At 42.6% G+C, this 12,181-nt stretch carries 12 protein-coding genes; 11 read left to right on the top strand and 1 reads right to left on the bottom strand.

From position 1 onward, the window contains the following. Positions 1-2: 2 nt before the first annotated feature. The 3 genes from recN (at position 3) to spo0A (ending at position 4,256) form a co-directional block, all read left to right on the top strand. Positions 3-1,706 (top strand): DNA repair protein RecN, encoded by a 1,704-nt coding sequence (gene recN, locus HGJ98_RS10230; protein ID WP_291351047.1) that lies wholly within the window; start codon positions 3-5, stop codon positions 1,704-1,706. Between the two features lie 251 nt (positions 1,707-1,957). After that, positions 1,958-3,226, top strand: a complete 1,269-nt coding sequence (gene spoIVB, locus HGJ98_RS10225; RefSeq protein ID WP_291351045.1) for a SpoIVB peptidase — start codon at positions 1,958-1,960, stop codon at positions 3,224-3,226. Between the two features lie 157 nt (positions 3,227-3,383). Then, on the top strand, positions 3,384-4,256 hold the full coding sequence (spo0A, locus tag HGJ98_RS10220) for a sporulation transcription factor Spo0A (protein ID WP_291351044.1): 873 nt from the start codon (positions 3,384-3,386) through the stop codon (positions 4,254-4,256). A gap of 369 nt (positions 4,257-4,625) precedes the next feature. Here the strand turns inward: spo0A and HGJ98_RS10215 are convergent, their stop codons facing one another. Then, positions 4,626-5,102: a hypothetical protein gene (locus HGJ98_RS10215; protein ID WP_291351042.1), complete on the bottom strand. Its 477-nt coding sequence runs from the start codon at positions 5,100-5,102 to the stop codon at positions 4,626-4,628. A 245-nt stretch (positions 5,103-5,347) separates the two neighbouring features. On the opposite strand from HGJ98_RS10215, the gene HGJ98_RS10210 reads away from it, so the two are divergent. The 8 genes from HGJ98_RS10210 (at position 5,348) to HGJ98_RS10175 (ending at position 12,145) form a co-directional block, all read left to right on the top strand. Then, complete coding sequence (locus tag HGJ98_RS10210; RefSeq protein ID WP_291351041.1) at positions 5,348-6,763, top strand: sigma 54-interacting transcriptional regulator; 1,416 nt, start codon at positions 5,348-5,350, stop codon at positions 6,761-6,763. A 313-nt stretch (positions 6,764-7,076) separates the two neighbouring features. Beyond that, positions 7,077-7,316, top strand: coding sequence for a ferredoxin family protein (locus tag HGJ98_RS10205; protein ID WP_291351039.1), 240 nt, complete (start codon positions 7,077-7,079; stop codon positions 7,314-7,316). Next, on the top strand, positions 7,291-8,361 hold the full coding sequence (locus HGJ98_RS10200; RefSeq protein ID WP_291351037.1) for a 3-methyl-2-oxobutanoate dehydrogenase subunit VorB: 1,071 nt from the start codon (positions 7,291-7,293) through the stop codon (positions 8,359-8,361). Before HGJ98_RS10205 ends, HGJ98_RS10200 begins: the two co-directional genes overlap by 26 nt. Beyond that, positions 8,358-9,107 carry a thiamine pyrophosphate-dependent enzyme gene (locus tag HGJ98_RS10195; protein WP_291351035.1) on the top strand — a complete coding sequence of 250 codons (750 nt, stop codon included), beginning with the start codon at positions 8,358-8,360 and terminating at the stop codon, positions 9,105-9,107. The genes HGJ98_RS10200 and HGJ98_RS10195 overlap by 4 nt, the downstream gene beginning before the upstream one ends. Further along, positions 9,107-9,676, top strand: coding sequence for a 2-oxoacid:acceptor oxidoreductase family protein (locus tag HGJ98_RS10190; protein ID WP_291351033.1), 570 nt, complete (start codon positions 9,107-9,109; stop codon positions 9,674-9,676). Before HGJ98_RS10195 ends, HGJ98_RS10190 begins: the two co-directional genes overlap by 1 nt. 131 nt (positions 9,677-9,807) lie before the next feature. Beyond that, the gene (locus HGJ98_RS10185) at positions 9,808-10,344 is read left to right on the top strand and encodes an NUDIX hydrolase (protein ID WP_291351032.1); all 537 of its coding nucleotides are present in this window, start codon (positions 9,808-9,810) and stop codon (positions 10,342-10,344) included. Further along, complete coding sequence (locus HGJ98_RS10180) at positions 10,341-11,510, top strand: endonuclease Q family protein (RefSeq protein ID WP_291351030.1); 1,170 nt, start codon at positions 10,341-10,343, stop codon at positions 11,508-11,510. The genes HGJ98_RS10185 and HGJ98_RS10180 overlap by 4 nt, the downstream gene beginning before the upstream one ends. 35 nt (positions 11,511-11,545) lie before the next feature. Then, positions 11,546-12,145, top strand: a complete 600-nt coding sequence (locus HGJ98_RS10175; protein ID WP_291351028.1) for a stage II sporulation protein M — start codon at positions 11,546-11,548, stop codon at positions 12,143-12,145. The last annotated feature ends 36 nt before the right edge of the window (positions 12,146-12,181 follow it).

Here is a 12,181-nt window from a genome sequence, read left to right as displayed (position 1 = left end):
TTATGTTAGCAGAGCTACACGTAGAGAATTTTGGGCTTATGGAGACAGTACGTCTGAATTTAGGGTATGGTTTAACTGTATATACAGGAGAAACTGGTGCCGGAAAATCCATGCTGATTGACTCCCTTGGGGTTCTCTTAGGTGGACGAGCCAGCACAGATCTTATCCGGCATGGTGAAACCCGGGCGCGGATTGAAGGCGTCTTTGAAGATTTACCAGCAGAATGCTTACTTCGACTTAAAGAGGCTGGATATCCGGCTGAAGAGGGCCAATTGTTTCTTTTTCGGGAAATCAACGCCACTGGAAAAAATATTTGCCGTGTTCAAGGTCGATCCATTCCTTTAACCCTCTATCGATCCCTTTGTGTAGGTCTTGTCGACATCCACGGACAAATAGAACATCTATCTCTCTTTAGCCCTGAAACACACCAAGATCTCTTGGATGCCTTAGGGGGACTCCATGAGGAAGTTCAATCTGTAAACCAAGCAGCCAAAGCATACCAACGGGTTATCCGCAGAGAAAAAGAGCTGTCTGTTTCAGAAGAAGAACGTCAGAAGCGTGAAGAGTTCCTTCGTTATCAAATCGAGGAAATCGACCGGGTTAACCCCATTCCAGGTGAAGAAGAAGACCTGATTCAGGAAAAAAAACGATTAAGCAATGCTGCACGTATTACGAGTTTAGTTTCTGAAGCTTATGGAGCACTTTACGAAGGCTCGTCAGGCAAACTTGCAGCCTTTGATATGTTGGGTCAAACCCGTAAAGCTCTTCAAGAACTTGAACGTTTAGATGACGAATTTACGATTTACGAGCAAATTGAGTCTATTTATTATGCCGCAGAAGACTTGGCTGAACAAATAAGAACCTATCGTGACAATTTTGAATTTGAACCAGGGCGGCTTGAACAGATTGAAGAACGACTTATTCTCCTGAAAAAACTACATAGATATGGGGCGAATATCCAAGATATTTTAGAAAAACGAGAAACCATGTATCAAGAGCTGGAGCAAATCACTCATGTTCAGGAGCAGTTCGAAACCATTCATAACGAAAAGCAGACAGCACGCCAAGCCTATGAAATCCTAGCAGAGCGGTTAAGCTCTAAACGGCAAAAAATTGCAAGGAAAATAGAAAATGGCCTCTCGGTTGAACTAGCAGATTTGGGCCTGGAAAAAAGCCGATTCGAAGTTCGGTTTATGCCAAATGAGGACCCCGCAATCGGTGGCGCAGAAACAGCAGAGTTTTATTTCTCAGCCAATTTCGGAGAGCCTCCCAAACCTCTGGCAAAAGTGGCCTCTGGAGGAGAAATGTCACGCTTGATGTTGGCTTTAAAGAGCCTCCTAGCTAAGGTCGAGTCAGTTGGTACGTTTATCTTTGATGAGGTAGACAGCGGAGTGGGAGGCAGAACCATACATCGAGTTGGTGAAAAGTTGGCCAAAATCGCCCAAGATAAACAGGTTTTTTGTATTACCCATGCAGCGCAGGTCGCTGCCTTTGCAGACGCTCACTATGGTATTATAAAAGAGGTAAACGGTGATAGGACTCGAACAATAGTGGACTCACTATCAGAGTCTCAGCGTATTGAAGAACTCGCACGAATGCTTGGGGGTGGAGAAATAGAGATAACCCGTAAACATGCCCAGGAATTATGGCAGCGATCAAGGCGAGGCACGAGGCACGATGCGCGATGCTCGAATCGTACTGTATAGTTACAGGTTAAATAATTAAAAAATAATAACCCATAATTGGATTTTGTTTTTAGATTGCGTAAATTAATTTATGCAGTCTTTTTATTTTGCCTAATTTGCCATTGATTTAGGAATCTGGAACACTTTTGGCAGGATGAAACATTAGCGATTTGGATAATTTAAGATTAGTGTTTTACAATTAAACGTTCACTTCACTTATTATGTACCGCTCTTAATAGAGGAAAAAGGGGAGATTAAATGGGGAGAAAAGAGTGGAGGATGATAAGAGAGTGAAAAAAAGAAGCATTCTATTATTAATCAGTCTCTTGTTCTGTACCTTCCTTCAACTGTTAGTTGAATTACCTCAGATTCATCAAACTCAAGTTAGTCAAATGGAACCTAACCTAAAAGGCATTTGGTCCAGTATCATTAAAGTCGAAAAAATTTCATCAAGTCCGACTGTCTCTGTATCTTCCGGAATGTCTGCGACCCAAATTTCAGAAAGATTAGAAGTCTCCTACAAACTTTTTGGGATTTTTCCTTTAAGATCTGCTGAAGTTGAAGTGATGAATCCCATGAAGTTAATACCTGGTGGCCAATCTATCGGTGTAACCTTACAGACAAAAGGTGTAATGGTCGTTGGACAAGCTCCTGTTGTAGACAAGAATGGTAAGGATAGCTTTCCCGCAAAAGAGGCTGGCATTCAGGTAGGAGATATCCTATTAAAAATTGAAAATCAGGAAGTTAAAACGGATCAAGAAGTATCCAACGCAATAAATTTAGCCGGAAAACAAAAAGGAAGTGCTAATGTACTATTCAAGCACGAGGATCAGATTGTCGAGAAAACAGTCCATCCAATTTTTTGCGTTGAAACCGGAAGATATCGCATCGGTTTATTTGTCCGCGATGAAGCTGCAGGTGTTGGTACCCTCTCATTCTTAGATCCAGTTTCTAAACTATATGGAGCCCTGGGGCACGTGATTACAGATGCTGATACCAATCAAAAAATTGAAGTCTATAATGGTAAAATCATAGGATCAACAATCTACGCTATTGAAAAAGGCAAACGTGGACATCCGGGCGAAAAAATTGGTTCGTTCATTCCCAACTCTGCTTTTAGCGGAACGATTGAACGAAACACAATGACAGGAATTTTTGGTAGGATGAGTGGACAAATCGAGAATCCATATTTCAAAGAAGCAATACCCGTTGGATGGGAATCCGATATCAAAGTAGGTCCGGCCAAGATTTATACGGTAATACAAGGAGAAAAGATTGAGGAGTTTGATGTTAATATTGATCGTGTTATGCATAATCGAACAGACAGTAAAAATATGATTGTGCGAGTCACCGATCCAAGACTGCTTGAAGTAACCGGTGGGATCATCCAAGGAATGAGTGGAAGTCCGATAGTTCAAAATGGAAAGCTAATTGGAGCCGTGACTCATGTTTTTGTAAATGATTCCCAGAGGGGCTACGGAGTGTTTATCCAAAATATGCTAAATGATAGCAACCAGCTGACTAAAAAAGAAGCTGCTTAAGGTGAAATAATAAAAATCAAAGAATAGAGTAGCCTTTTATGGCTGCTCTTTCTTTTGAAATAAAAAGTACAAATTTCCATGGATAAAAGAAGGAGTATTTAAACAATTGTCGAAAAGAATAAAGTGAAAGCGGTAGAAATGAGGGGGATCCTGGGAAATGCAAAGGCCTATACGAGTCTTATTAGCAGATGACAACAGAGAATTTGTCGAGGTTGTCAAAGAGTATATTGAGCGGCAGGAGGATATGAGCCTTGTTGGGGTAGCATATCATGGAAATGAGGCCCTGGAATTAATATCTCGGGAGGAACCTCATGTTGTACTTTTAGATATTATTATGCCTCATCTTGATGGTTTAGGAGTACTTGAAAAATTACAAAATGCGCCTCTTAGACCGAAAATTATTATATTAACAGCCTTTGGTCAGGAATCAATGACCCAACGTGCTGTAAGTCTTGGTGCAAATTACTATATCTTAAAACCTTTCGATCTTGATATCTTAGGTAAACGAATTCGCCAATTACAAGATGATTTTTCCAATAACTTAAACATTGCTGCAAACGTTAATCCCGTATCCAATAGAAATAATAATTCAAACACAACTACAACCATGAATCCTAATCCGAATCCGATTCCAAGTATGAATTCCCAGTTTTCCACTGGGGTTTTACCATCAAACTCTAAAAACCTTGAGGTAGAAGTCACAAGAATGATTCATCAAATGGGAGTACCCGCTCATGTTAAAGGTTACCAGTATTTACGTGATGCTATCGTAAACGTAGTAACCGATGTATCACTGCTCGGAGCAGTTACCAAAGAACTGTATCCAATGATTGCATCTAAATATCAAACCACTCCAAGTCGTGTAGAGCGCGCCATCCGTCATGCTATTGAACTAGCTTGGGACCGCGGCAATGTAGACTTCATGAATCGGTTCTTTGGCTATACAATTAATGTAGATCGTGGAAAGCCCACCAATTCAGAATTCGTAGCAATGGTAGCTGATAAACTGCGTATGTCCATTATGTACTAAACATTGAAAAAAACTTTCTGTCCGCAAACATCTCTGTGTTGAAAAACTTGGAGGTGTTTTATTATGGATGGCACCTTAATGTTTGTTCTGTCTATAAGTTTGGCAAATTTACCAATTGAATAATAGTTCAAATCAATGCACCGCTATTGGTGATTATACACTTATTAGCATATATATTAACAATAGATTTTTGTAAACCTTTATATAGTTCCGGGTACAGTATTAAACCTCCATTTGTCGATACAAATGGAGGTTCTTTTAAGCAGGTACATTGGTCTTTAGCGAGGGTCGATTGCCTATTGGGATAAGCATTCTTCTTTTATTCCCATATGATCATGCAACACTGTGATGAAAGTTTTCGTCATGACCTTAGACCCTATTGTCAGAAAGCTTTCCAAACCATACTGCTACCCAAGTTAACACAATTCCATAAGTGATATGCTTTATAAAGGATATCTCTGCATGAAGTATTGAGCCAAAGGGATAAACTGAACTTAGCAGTTTACTAAGTACAATATATAAAAGTACCCAACAGACCAACCCAATCATAGCACCCTTAAAGAGATAATAATCATGTCCCCAATGCTGGAGTATCAATACGGAAATGATTCCAACAACAATACTCACAATGAGGTCAATCTGAAAGCCAAGGAGACTTGGCCAAAAACCACCACTCATCATTTCATTGGGTGTCAATAAAAGACCTCCTGCAATTCGAACGCAGTTTATGTATGTTGGTAAAAAGAACGTTATTATAATAAACCCAATAGCATCCTGAATAACTTTGGCAATAGTACCCGCAACTGCTCCTATAAGCAGAGTATCTTTTTTAAACCGCTCATTCAACTCGTTCACCTCCAGTGCTTAGTTTATCCATTCTGAAAAGCAATAATCGACAGGACTCATGATTGAATCAAAAATATCCCCAAACCTAAAGTTTCTAAGATGTTTCATAATTAGCAGATATTGCCCTAACAAAATCAATGTTAACCATTGAGATTCGTCTCATGAAGGTTCAAATGGTAAAATAGTTATATGATGTTCATTAAAACGTATTACTAGCATGTTTTGTACTGATGGGAGAGTGGAATATGGAGGAATTTGACGAGCTAAGGGCCAAAGTAAACACGTTGCAAGAAGTTCGCATTCTACTTTCTGCAATTATTGATTCCACTCAGGATGCGATTTCAGTGGTGGACGAAAACGGACTCGGATTATTAATAAACCCGGCTTACACGCGAATGACAGGCCTTACGGCGAATGATGTCATCGGTAAACCTCCTACCGTTGACATTGCAGAAGGGGAAAGTATGCATATGCAGGTCCTAAAGACCCGTCTTCCTGTTAAAGGAGTCCTTATGAAAGTTGGACCTAAGCGTAAAGAAGTAATTGTCAACGTTGCTCCAATCATTGTTTCTGGGCAGTTGCGGGGAAGCGTAGGGGTGCTTCACGATATCTCTGAGATTCATAAACTCTCGGAGGAGTTAGAAAGTGCTAAACGTTTGATTCGTCATTTGGAAGCAAAGTATACTTTTAGGGATATTATCGGTGAAAGCGAAGCGATTATGGCAGCGATTGAACAAGCGAGACGTGCAGCGGTGACACCGGCTACTGTCCTATTGCGTGGAGAGAGTGGGACAGGTAAAGAACTTTTTGCTCATGCTATTCACCGTTCGAGTGAACGACAAAAAGGACAGTTTATTCGAGTGAATTGTTCAGCCTTAGCGGAGGGACTTCTGGAGAGTGAACTATTTGGCTATGTTGAAGGAGCATTTACAGGCGCCAAACGTGGTGGTAAAGCAGGCCTTTTTGAAGAGGCCAATGGGGGAACGATTTTTCTTGACGAAATTGGAGAAATCAGTCTGAACCTTCAAGCAAAACTTTTGCGCGTACTACAAGAACGTGAAATTGTAAAAGTCGGAGATAATCGTGCCCTTAATATAGACGTGCGGGTTATTACGGCTACAAATGCAAACTTAGAAGCGGAATTGCGTGCCGGTAGATTTCGTGAGGATTTGTATTATCGGTTAAATGTAATCCCAGTTATTATCCCCCCCTTGAGGCAGCGTTGTGAAGATATTCCCTTACTTATTCAACATCTTATTGGGAGTTTTAATCAAGACTATGGCCGTTGTGTAGAGAGAATTAGTAATGAGGCTTTACAAATCTTGATGGGATATCATTGGCCGGGCAATGTTCGAGAATTAGAAAACATTATAGGAAGAGCTATAATAAACATGCGGATCGGAGAAACGGTTGTAGAATTGCACCATCTTCCGATTTTGGCTAACCCCAATGCTAATCCAGAGCTAGCTTTCGTCAACCCACAGCAGCCTTCATTGACGAGGGAAGATGAGGGATTCGAGGGTCTGTATAAACAGTGGGAACGCTCCATCCTTTTAGCTACACTCCAAAAAAATGGGGGCAATAAAACAAAGTCAGCTCAGGATCTAAAAATGTCCATACGGAATTTCTACTACAAACTTAAGCGACACGCCCTCGTCTAGAGGAATATCAAAAGAGGACTTTTTAATTGTTCATGGTATGCAATCTAGCGTGCAATTTCTTGCATGCAGTTTATTGCCTACCATGAATTTTTTTGCATTAAAGACAAGTCGGCAAAACGTTGAACTCCCTAATGCCCAGTGTTTTTATACTATTGTCCTGGGGAGCGGAGTCCTGATTATTTCAGAAAATTCTAAAATAATTCCAGATTGGGGATAAAATTTAGATTTATGTACGTCGATGGCATTTATATTGCATTCAATAAGTGTAGGTAATATAAGAACTGTAGCTTATTCCGAGACAGGAGGAGCGTCTATGCGTAAGGTTGAGTTCGATGAAGAGCGCTGTAAAGGATGTGAGCTTTGTGTAGAGGCTTGCCCAAAACATATTATTCTAATGGCTGATCACTTGAATGCTATGGGCTTTCATCCTGCGACAGTAGTGAAGGAAGAAGCGTGCATTTCCTGCGGTTTTTGTGCTAGGATGTGTCCGGATGTTGCAATTACAGTGCGAAAGGAGGAAAAATCTCATGGCGAAGGTCCTTATGAAGGGTAATGAGGCTTTAGCAGAAGCGGCGATTCGCGCTGGTTGTCGTTATTTTTTCGGGTATCCTATTACTCCACAAAATGAAATTCCCGAGTATTTGGCTAAACGTCTTCCGGAAGTCGGAGGGGTATTTGTTCAAGCTGAATCTGAGATCGCGGCGATTAATATGGTCTATGGGGCGGCGGGTGCTGGAGCACGTGTGATGACCTCCTCATCAGGTCCGGGTATTAGCCTCAAACAGGAGGGAATCACCTATATCGCGGGTGCGGAGCTCCCCTGTGTCATTGTGAATATTCAACGAGGAGGGCCCGGGCTTGGCGGCATTCAGCCTGCCCAATCTGATTATTTCCAGGCAGTCAAAGGTGGAGGACATGGGGATTATAAACTGCTTGTGCTTGCTCCGGCTACCGTTCAAGAAATGTTTGATTTGATGGGGAAAGCTTTTGACTTAGCAGATGAGTACCGCAATCCCGTCATGATTTTGGGAGATGGTATTCTCGGACAAATGATGGAACCCGTTGAATTCACTGAACAAAATCATACTCAAAGAATGGAGAAGCCGTGGGCAACGACTGGTGCCAAGGGGCGAAGCCCTAATGTAATTACTTCGTTATTTCTTGATCCCGTAGAACTTGAAAAGCACAACCTTCATCTTCAAACTAAGTATGACAGAATGTCCCAAGAAACGCTCTGGGAAAACTATAAAACAAAGGACGCAGAACTGGTTTTGGTTGGGTACGGTACGTCAGCCAGGATAGCAAAAGCTGCAGTAGATCAAGCAAGAGAACAAGGAATTAAGGCTGGGTTATTCCGACCCATCTCCTTATTTCCATTTCCGAAAAACGCTTTACAGGAAGCTTGTAAGCAAGCAAATCATGTTCTCACCGTTGAGATGAGCATGGGACAACTTGTAGAAGATGTTCGTTATAATCTAGAATTCAAGGTTCCGGTCCACCTATATGGGCGTGTTGGAGGCATGGTTCCTACTACCCGCTCAGTTCTTGAAGAGGTTAAACGTTGGGTTAATAGCGGAGAGGGAGGTGGAAACCTATGAGGCCTGTCTTCCATCGACCGGAAGCACTAACTGCGGTCAAAACCCACTATTGTCCCGGTTGTACCCACGGAATTATTCATCGCCTAATTGCTGAAGTAATTGACGAACTGGGAGTTAGAGAAGAGACCATTGGCGTATCTCCGGTGGGATGTTCAGTCTTAGCCTATAGTTACTTCAATCTCGATATGCAACAAGCCGCACATGGCAGAGCACCAGCTGTTGCCACGGGAATTAAACGAGTACATCCCCAAAAGGTAGTGTTTACCTATCAGGGGGATGGAGATCTGGCCGCTATTGGAACGGCTGAAATTGTGCATGCCGCTGCCCGCAGTGAGAAAATCACGACGATTTTTGTCAATAATGCCATTTATGGTATGACAGGAGGACAAATGGCCCCTACAACTCTTCTCCGCCAAAAGAGCATGACGTCTCCCAAAGGGAGAGAGGCCGCTCCTCAAGGATATCCCATTAGAGTATCTGAAATGCTCGCCACTCTAGACGGTGCAGCTTATATTGCACGAGTGTCAGTGCACAATCCCCAGGAAGTGTCCAAAGCTAAAAAAGCTATTAAGACTGCCTTTGAATATCAGATGGCAGGTATCGGGTTTGCCTTAGTTGAAGTCCTATCCACCTGTCCTACGAATTGGGGGTGCACCCCCACAGAATCATTAAAGTGGTTAGTTGAAAATATGCTTCCTGTTTATCCCCTCGGTGTCAAAAAAATGCAAAGAGAGGTGTCGATCTAATGTCGCAAGAAATTATCTTGGCTGGCTTTGGAGGACAAGGGGTTATGTCTATGGGACAGCTGCTGGCTTATGCGGGCCTAGTAGAAGGGAAACAGGTCAGTTGGATTCCTTCCTATGGTCCGGAAATGCGTGGCGGAACAGCTAACTGTTCTGTCACAATATCAGATGAAGAGGTAAGTTCTCCCATCATAGCCGAACCAGATACGCTTATTGTGCTGAATCGCCCCTCCCTAGAGAAGTTTGAGCAGGATGTTAAACCAGGAGGACGATTACTCATTAACTCGTCACTGATTGATATAGAGCCTCAACGCCAGGATCTTCAAGTATTAAAAATACCAGTGAACGAGCTTGCTCAAGAAAAGTTAGGGAATACACGAGTTTCTAATATGATTATTCTCGGCGCTTTTATTGAGTTAACTCGCTCGGTAACCCTAGAATCCGTCCTCGGGGCCTTAAAGAAAGTTCTGCCGGAGTACCGCCATAACCTTATTCCCCTGAACCGTCGGGCCCTGGAGACCGGGATGAAGGTAGCAAAAACAGAAATCCTCCATCTTAGATCTTGTGGTTGATCGAGGATTGTAAGCAGTTGGTTGTTTTCACAACCAACTGTATTTTTATTTCAGTCACGTTTCTTGGCATTATGGGCAGAACATAGGGTAAAATAAGTATAGGAGTATGGTTAAGGAAAGAGGGAACTTGATTGGAAAAACAAAACAGACAAGAAGAACGCCTCGAAGGAGAAGTGCTTTTTGAGGGAAGAATGCTCCGCTTGGACCGGGATACGGTCCGTTTACCTAATGGACTTCAAACATCCCGCGAAGTTGTTAGGCATCCGGGAGCGGTAGGGATTGTTGCTATACAGGACCAAGAATTACTTCTAGTTCGCCAATACCGATATGCTATTGCTCAGGAAACCTTAGAAATCCCTGCCGGGAAACTTGATCCCAAGGAACCGCCCCTTGAATGCGCTGTCCGAGAACTTCGCGAAGAAACCGGCTATCGGGGCACTATGGAACATATCAGTACCTTTTATACCACACCTGGTTTTACGGATGAGGTGATGCATCTTTTTCTAGCTCGGGATTTGGTCTGGGATCCTCTCACCCCGGATGATGACGAATTTATTGGGGTGGAGAGAATTTCGTGGGAAGATGCCGTGCAAGGGGTACACCAGAATAAATTCAATGACGCTAAAACGATTCTTGGGATTTTACTTGTTCAGGGGCGGCTTGGATGATCTTCGCGGATCTACATATTCATATTGGACAAAGTTTAGATGGGAAGTATGTCAAGATTACAGGAGCTAAGACCTTAACCCTGCCCAATATTCTTCAAGTTGCCAGAGAAGTCAAAGGACTTTCTCTGGTTGGGATTGTTGATTCACATTCCACGGGTGTCCAACAGGATTTTAAGAGGTTACTTGCTTCGAATGATTTACGGTCAATGTCTGCAGGAGGGTACGATGCCCACGGTATAACACTGATACCTGGTCATGAAATTGAGTTACAGGTGGGAGAGGGGAATGCTCATTTTTTAGCCTATTTCCCTTACATTGAACAAGTAGAACAGTATGTCAGGTCCATAAGACATAGTATTAAAAACTGGCAATTAAGTACTCAAAGAGGCTTTCTGCCAATCGAACTGTGGCTTGAGGCAGTTAGCAAAGCAGAGGGAATCTGGTTTCCGGCCCATGTTTTCACTCCGCATAAGGGTATCTATGGAAATTGTTGTCGGCGATTGAGAGAGGTTCTTCCTGTCTTGCCTAAAGCCATTGAAATTGGGCTTAGTGCGGATCGTGCTATGGCTGAAAGTATAAGTGAACTAGACTCAGTGGTTATGTTTAGTAACTCAGATGCCCACTCTTTACCAAATATTGCTCGGGAGTATAACTCGTTTGCTTGCGCAGATCCCTCCTTTGGAGGGTTGTTGGATGTAATTTCAGGGAAATCCAAGGACATTGTTCGAAATTATGGTTTACCCCCCAGAGTTGGTAAATATCATCGTACCTATTGTCTAAGCTGTGAAAGAATTGTCGGTTCTTCCCCTCCACAATTGACCTGTTCAAATTGTGGGAGTACGCATATTGTCATGGGCGTCTTGGATCGCTTAGTAAGTATAGCGGATCGTCCTATGGGGAAACAGGATGCCTCAAGCTATATCCATCAAGTTCCACTGCGACAGCTTCCTGGAATTGGGCCTAAAATGTATGATCGACTCTTAAAGGCTTTTGGTACAGAAATGGCCATACTTCATCATGTTGACGAGGAGAAGTTGCGCGGTATAGCTGGAGAAAAGGTCGCGGTATGGATTATCAGAGCCCGTCATGGAGAATTACAGGTGGAAGCGGGTGGTGGAGGTCTATTTGGTAGAGTTGTGGACATACTTTCTCCTGCTGTGGAATAAAATCCCATAGGGGACTATGGGAAGGGGTGTGCAGGATGTGGAAACAACTTGGCGAACACATTCGTCAATATTGGGTCATTTATCTAACGCTTTCAAGTGTTTATCTCGCCGGAGTGGTGTTCGGAGGGGTTGGAGTCAATGCCTTAGGAGTGTCTGAAACCTCCCAACTAGGGAAATTTTTAGATACACTTCTAAAATCTCAACCTACAACGTTTGAACCAGCGTTTCTAGGACAACTTGCTAGGGATATGTTCATTATGATGGCTGGAATATGGATCTTAGGACTGACGATTATTGGGGCTCCCTTGATTTATCTAATTGTCTTTACGAGGGGGTTTATTCTTGGCTTTACCATTAGCTTTATTATTGGAGCAAAAGGAACCCTAGGAATAGCACTCGTGTTAACAACGGTTTTTATACCAACTATTTTTGGAATTCCATTATTGCTCCTCGGGGCAGGACTAGCAACGATCTTTTCGTTTCTTTTACTTCGCGGGAAAGCCAGAGGAGAATCGTTGCGCAGAGAGTTTCTCTATTATACTGCGGCAGCTGCGTTTGTTTCTATTGGTGCAGTCGCAGTTGGAGTTGCTCAAGGGTATTTCTCTATCCTCGGACTGCGCTTATTGAAACTTTAGTAGGAGTGCTTTTTAAGGAAATGAACCGGATGAAGT

The organism is Desulfosporosinus sp., from assembly GCF_014237355.1.
Lineage (GTDB): Bacteria > Bacillota > Desulfitobacteriia > Desulfitobacteriales > Desulfitobacteriaceae > Desulfosporosinus.
Note: the sequence above shows the minus strand (reverse complement) of the source record. Positions and strands in the feature narration are given on the sequence as shown.